The sequence below is a fragment of the Candidatus Avedoeria danica genome, from assembly GCA_016703025.1.
Lineage (GTDB): Bacteria > Chloroflexota > Anaerolineae > Epilineales > Epilineaceae > Avedoeria > Avedoeria danica.
The window spans coordinates 1,582,855-1,602,715 of sequence record JADJCV010000004.1; the positions used below are offsets into that span (position 1 = coordinate 1,582,855).

11 protein-coding genes are annotated in these 19,861 nt (G+C 72.9%); 4 read left to right on the forward strand and 7 right to left on the reverse strand.

Features of this window, described 5'->3' with window-relative positions:
- Positions 1-23 precede the first annotated feature (23 nt).
- The 4 genes from IPG72_09770 (at position 24) to IPG72_09785 (ending at position 4,410) form a co-directional block, all read left to right on the forward strand.
- On the forward strand, positions 24-596 hold the full coding sequence (locus tag IPG72_09770; GenBank protein ID MBK6769270.1) for an RNA polymerase sigma factor: 573 nt from the start codon (positions 24-26) through the stop codon (positions 594-596).
- Complete coding sequence (locus tag IPG72_09775; protein ID MBK6769271.1) at positions 589-2,097, forward strand: carboxypeptidase regulatory-like domain-containing protein; 1,509 nt, start codon at positions 589-591, stop codon at positions 2,095-2,097. Before IPG72_09770 ends, IPG72_09775 begins: the two co-directional genes overlap by 8 nt.
- Complete coding sequence (locus IPG72_09780; protein ID MBK6769272.1) at positions 2,094-2,825, forward strand: response regulator transcription factor; 732 nt, start codon at positions 2,094-2,096, stop codon at positions 2,823-2,825. The genes IPG72_09775 and IPG72_09780 overlap by 4 nt, the downstream gene beginning before the upstream one ends.
- 130 nt (positions 2,826-2,955) lie before the next feature.
- Positions 2,956-4,410 carry a HAMP domain-containing histidine kinase gene (locus IPG72_09785; GenBank protein ID MBK6769273.1) on the forward strand — a complete coding sequence of 485 codons (1,455 nt, stop codon included), beginning with the start codon at positions 2,956-2,958 and terminating at the stop codon, positions 4,408-4,410.
- Here the strand turns inward: IPG72_09785 and IPG72_09790 are convergent.
- The 7 genes from IPG72_09790 to IPG72_09820 form a co-directional block, all read right to left on the reverse strand.
- The gene (locus IPG72_09790; GenBank protein ID MBK6769274.1) at positions 4,402-7,854 is read right to left on the reverse strand and encodes a hypothetical protein; all 3,453 of its coding nucleotides are present in this window, start codon (positions 7,852-7,854) and stop codon (positions 4,402-4,404) included. The genes IPG72_09785 and IPG72_09790 overlap by 9 nt on opposite strands.
- A 238-nt stretch (positions 7,855-8,092) precedes the next feature.
- Entirely contained in the window at positions 8,093-13,594 is a 5,502-nt protein-coding gene (locus IPG72_09795) for a S8 family serine peptidase (protein MBK6769275.1), read from the reverse strand.
- A 36-nt stretch (positions 13,595-13,630) separates the two neighbouring features.
- Positions 13,631-14,731: a hypothetical protein gene (locus IPG72_09800; GenBank protein MBK6769276.1), complete on the reverse strand. Its 1,101-nt coding sequence runs from the start codon at positions 14,729-14,731 to the stop codon at positions 13,631-13,633.
- 110 nt (positions 14,732-14,841) lie between these two features.
- The gene (locus IPG72_09805; protein MBK6769277.1) at positions 14,842-15,984 is read right to left on the reverse strand and encodes a hypothetical protein; all 1,143 of its coding nucleotides are present in this window, start codon (positions 15,982-15,984) and stop codon (positions 14,842-14,844) included.
- Between the two features lie 41 nt (positions 15,985-16,025).
- On the reverse strand, positions 16,026-17,054 hold the full coding sequence (locus tag IPG72_09810; GenBank protein MBK6769278.1) for a hypothetical protein: 1,029 nt from the start codon (positions 17,052-17,054) through the stop codon (positions 16,026-16,028).
- A 437-nt stretch (positions 17,055-17,491) separates the two neighbouring features.
- On the reverse strand, positions 17,492-18,070 hold the full coding sequence (locus IPG72_09815) for a hypothetical protein (GenBank protein ID MBK6769279.1): 579 nt from the start codon (positions 18,068-18,070) through the stop codon (positions 17,492-17,494).
- A gap of 13 nt (positions 18,071-18,083) precedes the next feature.
- The gene (locus IPG72_09820; protein ID MBK6769280.1) at positions 18,084-19,799 is read right to left on the reverse strand and encodes a CTP synthase; all 1,716 of its coding nucleotides are present in this window, start codon (positions 19,797-19,799) and stop codon (positions 18,084-18,086) included.
- Between the last annotated feature and the right edge of the window lie 62 nt (positions 19,800-19,861).

Consider the following 19,861-nt stretch of genomic DNA (forward strand, 5'->3'; position numbering starts at 1 on the left):
TCGTCCACACGCTGAGGGACCCCATGACCACGCTCGCCGTTCCCTTCCCAACACTCGGCAAACGTGAATCCGATCCGGGCCTCGCCTACCTGCGGGCGATGGCACAGGGTGAGCCGAGCGCGCTCGAAGCGCTCTACCGCCTGTACGGGGGGCGGGTCCTTTCCTATCTGCGCGGCCAGTTGGCGGACGAAGGCCTGGCCGAGGAGGTCGTCCAAGACGTGTTCCTGGCGGCGTGGCACGCATCGGCCGCCTTCCGCGGCGAGAGCAAGGTCCTCACCTGGCTCCTGACGATCGCCCACAACCGCGCGATCAACGCCCGTCGTCGTCGTCGGGCCACGATCGTCGCCCTCGAGCCGCGCCTGGCCGGCGCCGCGGATGGTTCCGCGGGTGTCGGCAGTCGCTTGGACATGCATGCCGCGCTGAGCCGCCTGCCAGACGTGCAGCGGGCCGCCCTCGAGCTCGTCTTCTATCATGGTCTCTCCGTCGTCGAAGCGGCGGCCGTCCTCGATGTGCCCGAGGGAACCGTCAAGAGCCGTCTTCACCGCGCCAAGGCAACGCTTCGCAAGCTGCTCGACGAGGACCGGCACCATGCCTGACCGCCTCGAGCTGCCGTGGATCGACGCGCTGGCCGGCCGAACCGGTGCGGCCGATGCGGCACGCGTGGCCGAGTCGCTGGCGCACGATCCGGCCGCCGCCGAAGCGTTCGAGGGTTGGCGCCGACTGGCGTCCGCCGTCCGCGACGACGCCGCCGCGCGGGCCGGCGGGCTGCCGCCGCTGGACGGCGTGCTGGCGGCCATCCGTACGCCGGCCGCCCATGGCGATGGACCGACCCCCCTTGACCGCATCGGCCGCGCAACGCTTCGCCGCCTGGCCGCCGAGCCCATCGACGTGGCCGGTGCGCCGAGCCCGGTGCCCGCCTGGGTCATCGGCGCCGCGGCCGTGGCGGCGATGGTCGTCTTCGCCCTCTGGCCGACGCCGCACGGCCCGCTCGGCGGCGTCTTCTTCGCCTCGCTGCGCCAACAGAACGCCCAGCCGCCGATCGCCGCGGCGATCGGCCCGACACCCGTCGCCCGGCTGCGCGATGCTGCCGCCGACCTCCGACGTGACCGCCAAGGAGTGGACACCGGCGCGCTGCGGGCGAACGCCGGTGATCGGCCGGGCGCCCTCGCCGCCTTGGAACTCGATGGCGCCGACTACGACGTGCCGCTCGACGCCGTCCTGCGCTGGCCGGACGGCGTGCGCGGCGGGCCGGGTGGTGCGGCGGGTACCGCCGCCGCGCGCACCGCAACCCCGCGGCCGGGCACGGCCCGCGCCGCCGGCGCGGTCACCGGCCCGGGACAGGTCGCGCCGCCGGGCGGGGATCCGAACGGTTACCCTGCCCCGCAATCGCCGTCGGTCGCCTATCCGCCGCCCTCCCCGCGGCGCCCTGCCGAGACCGGCGGAGAGGGCCGGAAGCCGTCGAAGCCGCCGGCCAAGCCACCGGCCACCCAGCCGCCCGAGCCGACGCTCCCGCCGCCCACGGCCACACCCGCGGCGACACCCGCGGCCAGCACCGTCGTCGGCCACGTCGTCGGCGACGACGGCGGCGGCCGCGCCCAAGTGCGCGTTGCAGCGTATCGCCGCGACGACGGGCCGATCGGCGGGAGCTGGATCGAGACGTTCACGGCCGATGCCAGCGGGCGCTACACGTTGACCCTCGCTCCGGGCACGTGGCAGCTGTATGCCGAGGCGCCCGGGCACCGGCCGCAGTGGTGGCAGAACGCCGACCGGCCCGAGGGTGGGCAGGGCGTCGAGTTGGCCATCGGGCAGACAACGGGCGCGGACTGGCGGCTGGCGGTGTCCGGCGACGGCGACGGCCTCCTCGTCGGCGAGGCCAGTGCGCATGCCTGGGTCCGCGCCGTTCCGGAGGGCACGGACCCGGCGACGGCGGCGGGGCCGAGCGCGCTGGCGGATGGCAGCGGGCATTTCGCCCTGCCGCTGCCGGCGGGCCGCTGGGCGGTCGCCCGAGCGGACGATGGGCGCGACAGGGACTGGCGCGCACTGGCCGAGGTCGTCGAGATCGTCGCCGGCGTGTCGACGACCGTTTCGTGGCCGTGAACGGATCGCCGCCACCGACGGTCCTGATCGTCGATGACGAGGCCCAGATCATCGACCTGGCGGAGCTCTATCTGCACAACGAGGGCTTCAACGTCCGGCGAGCGACGAGCGGTTCCGAGGCGATCCAGTCGCTGCGCGACGACCCGCCCGATCTCGTCATCCTGGACATCATGCTGCCCGGCATGGACGGTTGGGAGATCACCCGTCAGATCCGCAACGAGAGCGCCCTGCCGATCATCATGCTGACCGCACGCGGCGATCCGATCGATCGCGTCGTCGGCCTCGAGCTCGGTGCCGATGACTACGTCGTCAAGCCGTTCCACGGCCGCGAGCTCGTGGCGCGCGTGAAGGCCGTGCTCCGCCGCACGTCGCCGGCCGACACATCTGCCGCGGCCACCAGCCCGGACGCGGTCGTGACGGTCGGCGATGTGACGATCGATCCGGCACGGAGGTTGGTGACCGTGGCCGGCGAGCCGGCATCGCTGCGGGCGCGCGAGTTCGACCTGCTCCTCTACCTGGCCCAGCACGAGGGGCTCGTCCTGTCGCGCGATCAGCTGCTCGACCGCGTCTGGGGCTACGACTTCCTGGGCGACAGCCGCACGATCGACGTCCACGTCGCGCACGTGCGCAAGGACCTTGCGCCCTCGCGGTCCGTGACGATCGAGACGGTGTGGGGGATCGGCTACAAGCTGATCGCGCAAGCGCCGTCCGGGAACGACGCGTCGTAGGTCCGACGCGGGCGCTTCGACCGCTGCGTGATCGCCGGGCATCCGGCACGTTGCTGCCTCAGGAAAGATCTCGCGCGTGCGCCACCCCTTCGTCACAGTTCGGTAACACCCAAGCGCTAGACTGCCCGCCATGCGTACCCTCCGTTCGCGACTCCTGGCCGGCTACGCCGTGCTCGTGCTGCTGACCGTGATGCTGGCCAGCGGCGCTTCGCTCGTGCTGTTCGACCTGCAGGGACGAAACCGCGGACAGTCGGAAATGGCCCAGCTGGCGGAGCAGCTGGCGCGGCGCATCGCCATCGCGATCAGCGAGGACCCGAGCGGCGACGCCTCGGCCGTATTGACCGAGGTCGTGCGCCAAGCCCCGTTCGGGCGGCCGCTGCTCGCCCAGGTGCTGCTCGTCGACCGGACCGGCGACGTCGTCGCCGCGCCGCGACGGACGCCGATCGTGTTCCAGACGACGCGGTTCAAGCCTGTGCTCATCGGCAATGCGGTGCGGCCGCACGTCGGCCTTGCGCGGCTCGCGGACGGCGTGCGCGTCGCCTACGTGGCCGCTCGGATCACGGACCTGCCGGCGGACATGCCGGAGCGGTGGCTCATCGTGGCGCGCCCGTCGCGTGAAATCCACGGGCTGTGGCGGACGATGCTGCCGAGCTCAGCCGTCGTCGGGACGATCGCGCTCCTCCTGGCCGGGCTCGTCAGCTGGCAGCTCGCCCGTGGCATCACCCGCCCGGTCGAAGCGATGACGGCGGCGAGCGCCCGCCTTGCCGCCGGCGACTACAGCGCCCGCGTCCCCGAGGGCACCGGGCAGGACGAGGTCGCCCGATTGGCGCGCGCATTCAACCGCATGGCCGCCGATGTCGGCGATGCCCATCGCCGGCAGCGCGAGTTCGTGGCCAACGTCGGCCACGACCTCCGGACGCCCCTGACGACGGTGCGCGGCTTCGCCGAGGCGTTGCTCGACGGCACGGCCCGAACCGACGTTCAGCGCGAACAGGCGCTCACGACGATCAGCACCTCTGCTGGCAGGATGGCGGACCTCGTTGAGGAGCTGCTCGTGCTGGCGCGCCTCGAAGGCCAGGAAGGCGGGCTCGAGCTGGCCGCGGTGGCGGTCACCGATCTGATGGACGGGGCGGTCGCCGCAAACGCCGGCACCGCGCGCGCCCGCAACGTGGCCGTCCATGTCGACGTCCGCGGGGGCGACGACCGGCCGCTGGCGGTGCGCGCCGACGGCGCATGGCTGTCGCGGGCGCTGTCCAACGTCCTCGACAACGCGCTGCGCTACGCGCCGCGCGGCAGCACGGTCCGCATCTCGGCCGCGCGCGAGTCCGCCGCGCACACCGAGCCGGCCGCACGGCGCGTGGCGATCTCGATCACCGATGCTGGGCCGGGGATGCCCCCCGAGGTGGCGGCGCGCGCATTCGAGCGCTTCTTTCGCGCCGACCCCTCGCGCGCTGCCGGCAACAGCGGTCTCGGGCTGGCGATCGCGCGCGAGATCGTCGAGGCGCACGGCGGGTCGATCGCGATCGAGACGTCCGTCGGACATGGCACGTGCGTCACGCTCCGGCTGCCGCCGGCCTCACTCTGACCGCCGCACGACCAGCCTTGGCTTGACGGCGTACGGCAGCCAGACGGCGTGTCGCGGCGGCGGCGGCGTGGCCGTCGGCGGGACGACGTCGACGACGGCCTCGCCGAGCACGGTGCCGTACTCGGCCGCGACGGCCAGGCGCCCGGGCGCTTGGCCGACGAACAACCGCGCCCGTGCCGAACCACCGATCGTCGCCACGATCGCGGTTCGCCCGCCGCCGTCGAATGTCCCGCGCTCGGCGGTGAACGTGACCGGCCAGCCGTCCGCCACGGCATTGCCGCAACCGTCGATCACGACGGCGACGAGGTCGATCGTGCCCCCAACCGCGACGCGACTGGGAGAAGCGCCCAGCACGACGCCAACCGGTGCGCCGGCGATCAGCCGGACGACGGCCTGCCCAAGCGCCGTCCCGACCCGCGCCGTCACGATCGCCGCGCCGAGCGGCGGGCCGCCGGCGAGCGTGGCCGTTGCGACGCCGCCGGATGTGACGCCCTCGCTTCGGTCCAGCCGCCCAGCCGTCGTCCGCCACTCGACCCGGGTGCCGTCCGTCACCGGGCGGCCGGCCGCATCGGAAACGGCGGCCGTCACCCGCGTGGCGTCCACGGCGCATGCCACGATCTCCGGCGGTGCGGCCTCGACCGTCACTGCGGCGGCCGGGCCCGACACGATCCGGGTGGTCCACACGCCCGTGTTGTCGCCCGGCGTGCCTTCCGGTTCGGCCGCCAGCGCGTCGGCGCGCAGCGTCAGAACGGTGCCGACGGGCACATCGGCGGGGAGGCGCACATCGAATGACACGCTGCGGCTGGCGCCGGACGCCATGTGCTCGAAGTCCCATCGGACGCGGCCGGGCGCCGTGGCCTGGCCGGGGTCGTCGGCGCGGAGCAGCGTCGTGCCTGACGGGAGCTCGGCGGTCAGCGTGAGGAGCGTCGCAGCGTCGTGCGGGGCGACGTTCCCGACATCGATGCGGTAGCTGGCGAGCGCGCCGGGCTCGGCTTCGGTCGGGCCGGTGATGGCGGTGCGCAGATCGATGCCGGCGATGAACGTGCTATCGAAGCGCGCGTCGTTGCCGGCGTCGATGTCCGGCACTGGGCTGCCGATCGCCACGCCGTGTACGAGCGCGCTGGCCGGGACCGCGTCGGCATCGATCCTGAGCCAGAGCCGCAGCGCACCGGGCGAGGACAGGGACTGATCGATCGCCCACTCAAGGACACGATCGGTCGGTTCGAAGGGCGTCCGCTCGTGCACCTGGGTGCCGAAGTCCGCTTGCCAGTGGTCGAAGCGCGTGCCGACGGGCAGTGTGCTCGTGAGGACCGCCGCGGCCACCTCGGTCTGCGTTTGGTCGTTGGAGAAGCCGATGTCATACACGGCCCAGCCGCCCGGCCGGAGGATGCTGGCGCCGGTGTCCAGCCGAACGTGCGCGCGCAGGTCGGCGGTGAACACGCGCAGCTGCTCGATGCCCACGAGGGGGCGCGCCAGCGCCACGGCCGTCGTCGTCGTGACCTCGGCGCGGGCGAACAGAAGATCAGAGCCTGACCAGGCCCCGTCGGCCACGACGCGCGGCCGGAGCGTCACCGTCAGCACGCCCCCCGGTTCGAGGTCGTTCAGCCGCCAACTGCGCGCAACGTTGCCGCCCGAGCGGATCGACTCGCCGTCGGCGGTGATCGGCCGGGTGGCGGCCACGCCATCGAGCGCCAGGCTGTCCGGCAACTCCGTCATGAGCCGGAGGCCCCGCGCCGGCGACTCGGAGTCGTTGTGGATGCCGAGCACCCAGCTCAAGGTGTCGCCGGGATGCGTCTGGTGAACGGATGTCGGCCCGCGCGGCCCGGCGATCGTGGAACCAAGGCGCAGCGAAGCTGCGCGGACCTCGATGACGGCCGACGCGCCGACCGGCCCGGCCTGCGCCGACACGCTCGCCGTGCCGGGCGTGTCGCCGGCGCTGAACATCGCCGTCACGGTGCCCGCGCGCGTCACGCCCTCGTCGGGCGCCACCAGGCCGAGCGACGTCGCCAGGCGCACGACCGTGCCGTCGGCGACCGGCTCCCCGGCGGCGTCCAGCACCCGCGCCTCGATCGACCGCGACAAGCCGACGCCGAGCGTGGGCGGCACGGACAGCGCCATCCGGGCCGCCGGGCCGGGGTGGACGTCCGTGCGCACGGACCCGCCGTTGTCGGCAGGCAACGCATCCCGACCGAGCGACCGGATCGCCGCGTCGAAGGTCAGCGTGCGCGCCGGCGTGTCGGGCAGCACCTCGGCGTCGACGCGAACGGTCTCGATCGGCGCCTCGCCTTCCGGGTCGGCCGCGCCGCGTTCCCAACGCAGCGTCCGGCCATCGACGGTGGCGGGCGGCACCGTCCGCACGAGCGCGATGCCGGACGGCAGCGTGGCGGTCACGACGATGTCCTTCGCCCGTCCGCCGGTGCGGTTGCCCCAGCGAATCTGCCACGAAAGCGCGCCGCCGCGCGCCGCCGCCAGCGGGCCGAGTGTCGAGAGCCAGAGATCCGGCACGACGATCGGCACCGGCTGCGTCACGGCGACGTCGTCAAGCGCACGCGTGATGCCCGTGGCCGCCGTGATCGACGCGCGCGGCGCCAGCACGGCACCGGCCGTCGCGTCGGGGCGCACGCGGGTCACGAGGTCGATGTATCGCCCCGACGCTCCGCCCAGCCGGGCGAAGCGCCAGCGCACCTTGCCGCCGTCGACGGTGCGACCGGCATCGGCCGGCAGCGTGTCGGTGACGAACGCGATGTCGCTCCCGAGCGCGATCTCGACGGCCGCATCCTCGGCCGCGGCCGCCGCGACGTTGGCGGCCAGCACCGTCCAGGTGACGATCTCGCCCGGCCGGGCGTCGCGCGCCTCGGTGGCGATCTCGACGCGCAGGTCAGACGGCAAAATGCGGGTCGACGCGGCGGCCGACGCCCCTTCGGTCCCGGCGACACCGCCGGCGCCGGCCGTGAGGGCGACGTGAACGCGGCTGCCGGGCAGCGCGTCGGACGGCACGGCGACGGTGACCGTGAGCGTGGCCGTCGTGAAGCCGGCGAGCGACCCAAGCGCGGCATGCAGCCGGCCGGCGGACGCGCTGACCGGCGCCGTCGCTCCGAGCAAGGTGAGCGTTGAGGGCCACGTCAAGGTCAGCGCAACGGCGGGCGCCGTCGCCGCGCCACGGTTCGCCACACGGGCCACCAGCGAAAGCGATCCGCCGGGCGCGACCGCCGGCGGCACCGCGAGCGCCGCGGACAACGCCGGTGCCGTCTCGGTCAACGCGCTTCCGGTCGCCGCGCTTCCGGGCACCGACTCGGCGGCGCGGAACGATGGGTCCGACGTGGCCGCGCCATGTGGCGCCACGCCCGCGACATGGCGCGCCATGACGAGCGCGGCTGCGGCGGCTGCCAGCAACGCGGCTGCCGCGGCGGCAGGTTTTCGAACGGTGATAGAGGGGTTCAGCACGGCGATCTCAGCCCATGCGTTCGGACGCGTGCGTTCGGACGGCTGCGGTCGGGCAGAGCGGCGCGGCCGGAGGCACCGTGCCTTCGCCGGGCGGCGACGGCATGCGGTGCACCGCGGTGTTCGACGTGCGCCGCATGCCGGATGATACGGCGAGATCGTACGCGAGGACGGTGGACGCCGCACGGGTGTAGGCCGACAGCCACAGAACGGACGCGTGGCGGCGCGCTCCGGATGATCCCTACGGCCGGCTCGACGCCAGCGGCAGGTAGACGCGGCCGGATGCGCCAAGCACATTGGCCGCCGTTGTGAGGCGCGCCCCGTCGGCCGATGTGACCTCGAGCACGTTCGACACCCACGTCGCCGGCTGGCCGGCGAAGCGCGTGTCGAACGTCACCTCGACCGCGCTCCCGGGCGGCACGTCGCCCGTCCAGCGAAGCGTGCGGGTTGCGGCGTCCCAGACCGGCCGCGGGCCGAGCGACGCGCGCGCCGAGTCGGACTCAAAGGTCAGGCCGCCGGGCAACGTATCCGCGAGTGTGAGGCGAGCGGCCGTCGGGTTGGTGTTCAGCGCCCGCAGCACCCACGTGATGTTCTCGCCGGGCCGGGCGGCGCTGCGCGAGGCGCGCTTCGAGATCGTCGCCACGGGGCGCTGCCGGACCGTGGCGACGGCGCGAAAGTCCGTCCGCGGCACGTCCTTGGCGCGGACTCGGGCGAGAACGACGAGGCGCGTCCCGTCCGGCACCATGGGCCGCAGCGCCATCTGCCAAGCAAACGGAATGACCTGTCCGGGCTCGACGCGCCCCTGCCAGACCAGCTCGTCCTCGACGACCCGCAGCTCCGGCGACTGCGAGCCGGACACGAGTTCGACGCCCGCCGGCAACTGGATCCGGATGTCGGCGTCGCGGGCCGCGATCCGGCCGTCGGTGGCAACGGACAGCTCGGCCGAGAACGGCCGTCCGGGCACGGGCGCGTCCGTCGACAGCGTGAGCTCGGTCGGATCGAACGTCAGACGATTGACGAGCACCGTCGCCGCGACGGATGTGTCGCCGACTCCCTCCGAGGAGAGCACGGCGTTCAAGCGCAGCTGGCTGTTCGCGCTCAGGCTGGAGCCGGGCACCGCGTCCAACGCGAGTCGGGCCCAGCCGCCGGGCGATGTCAGGCGGAGCGGCGTGCCCACGACCTCCGCGGCGGCAATCGACAGTGTTCGCCCGTCCGCCGCGTGCAGGCCGAGGATCGCGCCGCTCACGGGCGCGTCGGGGGCGATCCACAACCTAATCGTGCCGTCCTGATCGAGCGAGGCGGCGGCGACGGGGTCCGGGTGGGCCCCTGGCGCCAACCAGAGGATGGCGAAGCCGTCTCCGGACCGCTGGATGCGCGGCGAACCGAGCACTCGGCCCGGCCGCCACAGCACCGCGATGGCCGGCACGCCGGCCGCCGCCGGGCCGAGCGCCGGGTCAGGACGCTGCACCGGCGGCGCGAAGGCGATCAGGCCGTCGTCCGTCACCCAGGTGCGCGTTACGACCTCCGCGAAGAACGGCACCGGGACGCCGACCGGAACGGGCGGGCGCAAGCCGGCGCCATCGGCGGCCGGGAGCGCCGAGCCGCCGGGGGAGGGTGGCCAGTCGGTGGTCCGACGGTCCGGAACGGCGACGTAGTCCTCGGCTGCCGGCGGAATGCGGACATCCCACGCCACGCTGGCGACATCCCACTGCACCTGGCCGCCGGTGACGCGGACGCTTCGCTCGTCGGCCACGAGCGAGGGCGGCAGCGCGAGCGCGGCATGCGCATCCACGGCAGCATCACCGAAGTTGCCGACGAACAGCGTGACGCTCGTCGGCTGGCCGGAGCCGACGGTGTCCGGCGCCACGACGAGCCTTGATGGCCGGAGATCGAAGCGCCGGACTTCCGTGGTGAAGTCGGCCGTCCACACGTTCGGCGGCGCAAGGCCGTCGTCCGCGTGCAGCCGGATGGAGCGGGCACCGGGCGATGCATCGGCCGTGATGACGAGCGGCACGTCGAGCGCCAACGTCGCGCCGGGCGGTACGGTGATCCGCACGGTCAGCACGCGCGTCGTCGCATCCCAGCGGCCGTTCGGACGCTCGGGTGGTTCGATGCCGGGCGGCAGCGCCAGCCGGACGGTCGTCTCGGCGGCGGCGCGGCCGAGGTTCACGAGGGGCGCCGTCAGCACGGCGGCCCGCCCGGCCACCCATACGGCCGGCGCCGAGCGCATCGGCCCGGCGAGCGTCAGCACAGGTCCGCCGATTCGAACGCCGCCGCTCAGCATCACACGATCGACGGCATTCGTGTCGATCGTGGCCCGGACGACGGCCTGCTCCCCGGCCGTGGCGTCCACAACGGCTTCGAACGCAACGGTGACGATGACGTTCGGCGCCAGGTCGCCGGTCCAAAGCACCCCGTCGTTGGGGTCGGGCAGCCAGGCGGCTGTGCCGAGCGAGGCGGTCAGCGTTTCCGTCAGCGGTCGGAGTCCGACGGGCAGCTGCCCGATCCGAACGAGTGGTGCCACCGCGACGAGCGTTCCGTCGTTGACGACCTTGAGGACGACGCGGACGGGACCGGGAGCGGCCAGCCGCGCGGGAACGACTTCGAGCGACGACCCGGACGACAGCCGCGGCGCAGCGACCTCGACGGCCGTCGTGGCCGTGATCGGTGCGCCGGCGGCGGTCAACGTGGCGGTCACGATCTGGCGACCGGCGGCCAATGCATGCACGGTGGCAGGGATCGTCCAGCGGGCCGGCGTGTCGGCCGGCAAGCGGCCGCGCCACGTCAGCGCGCCGTCCTCGGCCAGCGCCCAGCCCGCCGGCAGGCCGTCCGCGGCCACGACCAGCCAAAGCGGTCGTTCGAGGCGCAGCGCGGCGTCGGTGGCGACGCGGGGACCCATGGCGGCCACCATCAGATCGACGGCGCCACCGGTGCGCACGATGGCCGGATCGGCCCTGACGGTGAGTCGGGGCGGTGTCAGCCAGCCGATCAGGCCGCCGAACAGGCGCGCCAGTGCGGCCGGGTCGCCTGCGCTCTCGGGGCCGAAGGCAACATACGCGCGCCGCCCGACAGGTGAGTCGACGGCCACGCCGGCGGCGTCGCCGCCGCGGTAACTGAGAATCGGGCGTGCCTCCGGAACTGCGACCGCGACGACGTCAGGCTTGTGGCGGCCGCCCTTGGGATACGCGCCGGGCGACGCCAGCCGGATGCTGAGGCCGCCGAGGAAGTCGAGGCCGGCCGCGGTGTTCGTCGCGGCGTCGGTGGCGACGAAACGCGCGCCGAGGATGTCGCGAAAGAACGTCGGCGCCAGGCGGGCCGATCCTTCGCCCGAATCCCACTGCCCGATGTCCTGGCCGGTGACGAGCAGCCGGCGGCCGGCCGCGACCCACGCCGTGAGCCAGTCGGTGACCCCTTGATCGCCACGAAGCCGCTCGAGACTGCCCGGCGAGCCGAAGAGATGGGACCAGACGACGATGTCGTACGGCGATCGTTCGGCGGGCGGCGGAAGCGGATCCTTCGGCGCATCGATCGTCCAAACGTCGACGGCATTGCCGCGTGCATAGCCGGCAGTGTCGAGCGCGCGCGCCGCGTACGGCCAGATCCGCTGGCCGTCGCCCATCCAGGCGTCGGCATCGACGAGCAGGATGCGCGGCGCCGCGCTGAGCGCCGCGTGCCACGGGCCGGCGGCCGGGACGGTGGCGGTGATCGCTCGATGGCCGGCCGCCCGCACGCGGAGCAGCGCAGTGTCGGGCGGCACGCGCAACGTGAAGCGGCCGGCGGGATCCACCACCGTCGAGACAGGGGCGTCGGCGGCCGGCGGGACGCTGCCGGTGTCCGGCGCCGGCGGCGGCGCGAGCGCGACGGCCGATGGATCCGTACCGGCATCCACAGCCTCGACCCGCGCCCCTCCGAGCGGCGCACCGAAGGCGTCGACGACCGTTCCGCTGAGCACCGTGCCCGACGCGGCTTCGAGCTGGACATCGATCGCCGTCGTGACATCGTCCTCGACGCCGACCGTCGCCGGGTTCGTGGGGCTTGCGCGCCAGCCGGGGGCGCGCACCGCGATCGGCCAGCGGCCTGCCGGGACGGCCATGCCGAACGCGCCGCTGGCGTCGGAGAAGGCGGTCCAACTGAATGCGCCCTCGCCGAGCGTCACGCGGGCGAGCGGAACGGGACCGTCCGCACCGCTGATCCGTCCGACGACCCGCCCGCTGAGCGCCGCGGCGGCGGCCGCTCGATCGGCGGCCAGGCGCCCGAAGCCGTACTGCGGGTCGGGGCCGGCAGCACCGGCATCCGTCGCGGTTCGTCGCAGGATCTGGGCGACATCGTCCGGCGTCAGGTCCGGCTGGGCAGCGAGCATCAACGCCGCGGCGCCGCTGACCTGCGGCGCGGCCATCGACGTGCCGTCCTTGCGATCGAAGCCGGAATCGAGACCGGCGGTGAACACCTCGACGCCCGGGGCGACGACGTCGGGCTTGATCCGGCCGTCCCATGTCGGACCGCCAAGCGAGCGGCGCCAAGATCGCCCCGCATCGTCGACCGCGCCGACGGCGATCGCATCCGCCGCGGCGGCCGGCATCCGGATCGTCCCGGACGGGCCGATGTCGCTGTCGTCGTTGCCCGCGGCAAAGACCGCCGTGATCCCGAGCTGACGCCATGCCGCCAAGATGGGCGCAAACAGCGGGTCGACGCCGTTTTCGAGCGTCCACGAGGCGTTGATGACATCAGGGGCGAGGTCGGGGCGAGGTTCCTGCAGCTTCAGGTTCGTCGGGGCCATCAGCCATTCGGCGCTGCGAAGCAGGATCGCGTCACCTGCTGCGCCCTGGTCGTCGAACGCGCGCACCGCAATCCACTCCGCCGACGGCGCAACGCCGTACGCGTGCGCGCGGTCCGCGCCGACGGCCAGCGCGGCGACGCCCGTGCCGTGGCCGAGGCCATCGCCGGGTCGGTTCGTGTACCCGACGAAGTCGGCCCAATCGTAGGCATGGTCGCCATCGCGGCCGCGGTAGCGGCTGCCCAGCGCCGGATGCAGCCAGTCCACACCCGCATCGAAGACGGCGATGACGACGCCGTCGCCGGTGATGCCGCGCCGCCACGCCTCCGGCGCGCCGACCGCAGCGAGCCGACCGGCGGCATCCGGCGCCGGCGGAACGATGCTCACCGAACGCGTCCCCGTGGAAGCGAGCCGGTGTCGGCCCTCGACGGCGACATCGAGCACGCCGGGCGCGGCCCGCAGGCGTATCGCGGCTGTGTCGTCGGCCAGCACGGCAACGGCGTGCCCGACCGGAAACCGCTCGATGCGCGCGACATGGCCGGTGCGCTCGAGTGCGGCCAGCACGTTGTCCAGCGACGCGAGGTCCGCCTCACCGGCCGCCACGAGGGCCGCCCAAACGTCGGCGCGGCGGGAGCGGCGGGCCAGGCGGCCGCTGTCGGCGGCAACGCCGACGCGGATCGCGATGGCGTCGGCCGGCTCGGTTGCATGGACGCGCACGATCATCGGCCGGAGCGTCGAAGGGGGCGCCGGCGGCGGTGACTGCGGCGGTGACTGCGGGACTGCGGCGGGCGGTGACAACGGCTGCGCGGGCGGCCGGGACGAAGCATGCACCGCCGCGGGGCGCGCGCGCGCCCCAACGGCCATCGCCGACCGCTCGGAGGCGGTCGGCGACAAGGCGAGGAGTACGACGGCCAGCGCGCCGGCCCGCCCGAGGGGCGAGCCGGACGCGCGGCCGTGGAGCAAGCGCATCACACCATGAGGCTAGCGCAGACGACGGCCTTTCGGCTAGCTGCGGCGCCGGCGCTCGAACACGAAGCCGAGGGCGGCCAGGCCGCCGAGCAGCGTGGCCAAGCCGCCGAGCACGGGCGCGAGCGGCATGTCGGCGATGCCGGTGGCCGGCAAGCGGACGCTGGCGCTGGCCTTGGCCGGGGCCTTGGCGCCGGCGCGGACGAGGCCGAAGTCGATGCCGACGACATGGTTGCCGTTGACCTTCACGTGGTAGCGTGACGGGGTCGTGATCTTCCACTCGGCGCCGGGCTGGATGAACACCTCGTACTCGCCGACACCGAGGCCGTCGAAGCTGTAGTTGCCCGGACCACCGGTGACCCAGACCTTCTGCAGGCCGCCGCCGTGGATGTTCACCCCGACGTGGTCGAGGCCGGGCTCACCCGGATCGATGACGCCGTTCTGGTTCTCGTCAATGAACGCGACGCCGGCGATCGCGCCGAGCTTCTGCTCCTTGTCCTTGTGGCGCTCGCTGCCGCCACCGCTGCTCGGCTTGCGCGTCGCGGTCGGCATGGGCGTGGCGTTCGGGTCCACCGTCACGTTCGGATCGGGCGTGGCGGTCATGCCCGGATCGGCGGTCGGCGTCTCGAGGGTTTGGCAGAACTCGGACTTGTAGAAGAAGAAGTCCAGGCGGCCGTTGCCGGCCGGACCGATCTCCGCCTCACCGATCGTCTGGCTGGTCTCGCCGCGGCATGCCTCCCAACCGTCGGGGCCGGAGACGATCTCGATGGTGTACTCCTCGTCCGGACCGAGCTCATCGACGTCGAGGCTGAGCAGCTGGAGGGCATTGCCCTGGGACGTCGTCGTGCCTCGCCCGACCTCGTTGCCGTCGATGTCGAGGACGACGAACTCGATCTCGGGCAGCGGGTCGGTGTCGGCGTAGTCCGTGTCGCCCGGATCTTCGGACGAGTTCTGGCTGCTGCCGTTGCACGTCGGACAATCGGGATCGGGGCCGCCGTCGACGTCGACATGGCCGATGATGATCAGCCCGATCGTGCCCTGCGCCGACGGGGCGGCGTACAGGCGACCGCTGACGGTGCCGGTGATGAAGAGGGCCGCCAGAACGGCGACGAGGGCTCGCAAGGGAAGCGTGGTGCGCATGGGTGCTCCGTCCTTTCAAACGTGGTCCATCTTGGCGAGCGGCCGTCCGGGCCGGATCGCGTCGGATCGGTGGTCCCGCGCGGCCGATGCGCGCGGGTGGATTGCCTCGGCTAAGCCTGCCGGCGGCGACGTTCCGCCACCATGCCGAGCCCGGCAAGGCCGCCCAAGGCAAGGGCGAGCCCGCCGAACAGCGGCGCCATCGGCACGTCGGCGATGCCCGTCGACGGCAGGCGAGGGTTGTAGGCGCGCGGCGCCGGTCCGCGCGGGCGGCTGGTGAACCCGAAGTCCACGCCCTGGATCACGTCGCCGTTCACCAGGACACGGTAGAACGAAGGTGTCGTGATCTGCGCGCCGCCGCCGGCCACGACGAGCACGTTGTACGTACCGGGAGCCAGGTTCGAGAAGCTGAACTGCCCGGTCGGCAGCGTCTTGAAGACGAGGTCAAGACCGTTGCCCTCGAGACGGACGAGTACGTCGCCGATGCCGCCCTCCGTGCCCTCGATGCGGCCGTTCTGATTCTCGTCGATGAATGCGACGCCGCGGATCTCGCCACGGCCGCCCGTCGGCTGGCCGCCCTGAACGACGGCCGGGGCAACGGACTGCGCTGCGGCGGGTGCACCCTCGGCGGGATTGTCACTGTCGTCATCGTCGCCATCGTCATCGTCGCCATTGCCATCGTCGCCGCCGTCATCGGGCCGAGCGGTCGCGGTCGGCTCCGACGGCATCGGCGTGGCAGTGGCTTCGCCCGGCGCCGTCGGTGCGTCGGTTGGCCGGCTGCAGCCCAGGAAGAAGTGGAAGTCCTCCCGTGCGCTGTCGATCACGAACGAGTCGAACGGGATCGTCCGGGTGCTCGACTCGCCCGTGCAGAGCTGCCAACCGGACGGCGGCCCGACGAGCTCCAGCGTATAGGACTCGTCGACGTCGATGGCCGGTACGGTGAATTGGGCGCGCTGCAGTCCGAGCAGCTGCGTCGTCACGGTGCGGCTCACTTCGGCGCCCGCCATGTCGCGGACGACGAACTCCATCTCACCGAGCGGATTGCCCGCGGCAAACGACTCGTCCTCGGCGTCGTATTCGCCGTTGCAGCCCGGGCAGTCGGCCGTGCCGCCTCCGGCGACGTCGACGAATGCCACGAGCGAGATCGTGAAGTCACCGCCTTGGGCCGCGGGCGCCGCGTGCAGCGTCCCGGCCAAGCCGGCGGTCGCGAGGAGCGCGACCAGGGTCGATAGGAACAGTCGGAAGTGGGTACGCATGGGTTGGTCCATCCTTTGCAAGGGTCGAGCGGGGTCGTCGGTCAGCGCAGCCGTTCGGGCCGTGGGCCCGAGTGGCGCGAGAGGGGTCGTCGTCTGATCTGTCGGCCGCCGGTGCCGAGCACGGCCGCGAGCGCGGCCAGGAGGGCGAACCCGGCCGCGCGGGAAGTCGGCGCGGCGCCGGATCGGCCCGTCTGCGGGAAGGTGGGGGCGCTCGAAACGCCACTCCTGGCGCCATCGAGCGGGCTGGAAGCCCCGTGGCCCGCGGCTCGATCGTCCGTGTCCCCGCCGATCGCATCGCCGCTGGTGGCGGGCGGTTGTTGGCTGTCGTCGGCCGACGAGCCATCGACGGGTGCGACCGGCACGGCGGGCGCGGTGGGCGACGACTTCGTTGATGCCGTTGGCGCGGGCGTGACGTCGGGCGTGACGTCGGCCGTGGCGTCGGCCGTGGCGTCGGCCGGTCCGGTGGCCGCGCCCGGCGGCTCAGCCGTGGGCGTCGCGGCGTCGGCCAAGCGGCGGCAGCCGTGGGTGAGCGCCAAGCGGACGGCGGCGCGGCGGGTCGTCCCGTCGAAGTCGGCCGCCACGACGGTGTGGTCCTGCGCGGCGTTCGGACAGAGCTGCCACGCGGCCGGCAGCGTGCGGAGCGTCACGGTGTACGCGCCCGGTTGATCCACGCGGAACAGCGTTTCCTGGCGACCTGGCTCGACGGCGCGGGTGCGCATCGTCAGCTCGGTGCCGGACACGTCGGTCAGCGTGACGTCGAGCCGCGGCAGCGGATCCCGCTCGGCAAACAGCCGATCACCCGAGGAGAACTCGCCGTCGCAGCCCATGCAGTCCGGGGCGAAGTCGCCGTCGCCCTCGAGGTCAGGGAACAGGAGGACCGCGACCTCGGCCTGGTTCGACTGCGCCTGTCCGCGCGGCGCAAGGGGTGGGTGCGGCAACGGCAGGCCGACGTTCAGCCCGAGCGCGATCCCCAGCGCCGCCGCAGCCAGCCACACCGCCGCACGCGCCCCGGCAATCGGGGCGGCGCTTGGCGGTCGGTTGGGTGGCCAGAGCGGGCGTGAAGAGCGCATCGAGTGGTCCTGCTTCGGTCCGGTGTGGCCGCGAGCGTGCGGTTGTCCACGCTGCGATCCCTTGCGAGTTGGTTACCGTTGCCTTAGTTAGAAAAGCGTTTAGAGGCGATGATGCACGGATTGTCCGCCGCTGTCCAACCGGACCGCCCGTGGCGCCCGGTGCGTGGCGCCGCCGCGAGCGACGACACCACGCACCTGTGGACGACCCCCCACCTCTTTCGGAGCCGGCCGAACCGACACCGAAAGGAAAGCAAGCACGGACGAGCGAGGCGGGAAAGGGCTGCCGCTCTAAACGCAAAACTAACTAAACGCGATTATAACCGAGATTCGGCGAACGTCAAGGGGGCGGCGCCACGAATCTCGGGCGATGGGGTCGACATGGGCTGGCACTCGGGATCGCCGGTCGACGCAGGGTGCGACGGTGCGATCGTCGGGCTTCAGTCGCCCGCGGGTCTCCGCCAGAGCCACCAGAACCGCTCGGCCGGGAAGCGCTCCGCGTCGAGCGGACGCCCCGCGAAGGGAGCGGTGACCGTGTTCGGGCGCGCCGCGGCATCGGCGGCGGACAGCGATGCCTGGGTCGCCGGCTGGGGAGAGACGCCGATCCGTCCGAGCTCGTCGAGGAGCTGGGCCGCGCGCGTGCGCTGCCGCGCCGCTTCGTGCCAACCATCGCCCGCGCGCTCCGGCTCGCGCACGACGTCGTCCGCCGTGGCCTTCCAAACCGCAACGGCACTGCGCAGCTCGCGGTGGAGCTTGGCGGCGTAAGCGTCCGGTCGGAGCGCCGCCGCGGCCCGCAGCTGGTCATCGAGCGCGCGGGCGTCGGACGGCGCGACGGCGGCAAGGGCATCGAGCGCGTCGAGGAGCACGCCGAGCGTGAGCGAGACCGGATCATGGCGGCCGCCGTGCTCGGCCATGACCGGCAGGAACAGGGCGTCGGAGGCCAGGTAGTCCGGCAGGCGCGCGATGAGGGCGTCGATGATCGCGATGCGGTCGGCCGTCGGCTGCTCGGCGAGGTTCATGCGGCGCTCCGTGTCATGCCTCGGCCCGCTCGACCGCCGCGGCGCCATTGCGGGGCGCCTCGACAGGTTCGCCGACGTTGACGGTGGCCGTCATCGCCGCGGGCGGCGCGTCGGCCCGCGCGCGGCCCGCCGTCACGACCGCCCGTGCGAACGCGCGGAACAGCGGGTGCGGTCGCAGCGGGCGGCTCTTGAACTCCGGATGGAACTGGCTGCCGACCATGAACGGGTGATCGGCCAACTCGGCCACGTCGACGAGATCGCGCTCGGTGTAGAGACCGCTCACGACGAGGCCGGCCTCCACGAGCCTGGAGAGGTACGCCGGGTTCACCTCGAAGCGATGACGGTGGCGCTCCGTGATCAGCTCGGTGTCGTACGCAGCGGCGGCGCGCGTGCCGGGCACGAGGCGACACGGCCAGGCGCCGAGGCGCATCGTCCCGCCCATGTCCGTGACGTTCAACTGTTCGGGCAAGAGGTCGATGACGGGGTTCTTCGTGGCCGGGTCGAACTCGGTCGAGTTGGCGTCGTCCGTGCCGAGCGCGTAGCGGCCGAGCTCGATGACCATGATCTGCAGGCCGAGGCAGAGACCGAGGTAGGGCACCCGCTGCGTCCGGGCGTGGCGCGCCGCGGCGATCTTCCCCTCGATGCCGCGGCTGCCGAACCCGCCCGGGACGATGATGCCGTCGGCCCGCTCGAGGGCGTCGAGGTTGCGGCCGCGTTCGAGGTCCTCCGAATCGATCCATGCAATCTGGAACCGCACCCCTTCGCCCCAGCCGGCGTGCTGCAGCGCCTCTTCGACGCTCTTGTACGCGTCGTGCAGCTCGACGTACTTTCCGACGAGGGCGACGGTGAAGCAGGGCTTGGGGGCGCGGATGCGGTCGACGAGGTCGCGCCACTGGCTGAGTTCGGGCGGCCCGACGTTCAGGCCGAAATGGCGGACGACGAGATCCCCGAGGCCGGCGGCCTCGAGTTCGAGGGGGACGCTGTAGATCGTGTCGGACGTGACGGCCGGCACGACGGCCTCGACGGGGACGTCGGTGAAGAGGGCGATCTTGTGCCGCAGGTCATCCGCCACCGGCTTGTCCGACCGCGCGACGATGACGTCCGGGTTGATGCCGATGCCGCGTAGCTCCTTGACGGAATGCTGGGTGGGCTTCGTCTTGAGCTCGCCCGTCGCCTCGAGGTACGGCAGGAGCGTCAGGTGGATGTAGAGGACGTTCGGCGGACCGATGTCGATCCGCATCTGCCGGATCGCCTCGAGAAACGGCAGCGACTCGATGTCGCCGACCGTGCCGCCGATCTCGACGATCTGGACGTCGGCGCCGGACTGCGCCGCGGCAAGGCGGATGCGGCGCTTGATCTCGTTCGTGATGTGCGGGATCGTCTGAACCGTCTTGCCGAGGTAATCCCCCCGCCGCTCCCGGGCGATGACCTCCGAGTAGACCTGGCCGGTCGTGATGTTGGCGGCCGGCGGCAGGTCCTCGTCGATGAAGCGCTCGTAGTGGCCGAGGTCGAGGTCGGTCTCGGCGCCCTGCTCGAGGACGAAGACCTCGCCGTGCTCGAACGGGCTCATCGTTCCGGGATCGACGTTGATGTACGGGTCGAGCTTCTGGATCGACACCCGCACGCCGCGCGCCTTGAGCAGGCGGCCGACGGCGGCGGCGAGGATGCCCTTGCCAAGCGAACTCGTCACGCCCCCGGTCACGAAGATGTAGCGCGTCTTTGGATCCACGGCCCGGTGCTCCTTAAGCGGTTCGCTGCGGCGAGCGATCGTTCACCGGGGTTCGATGATAG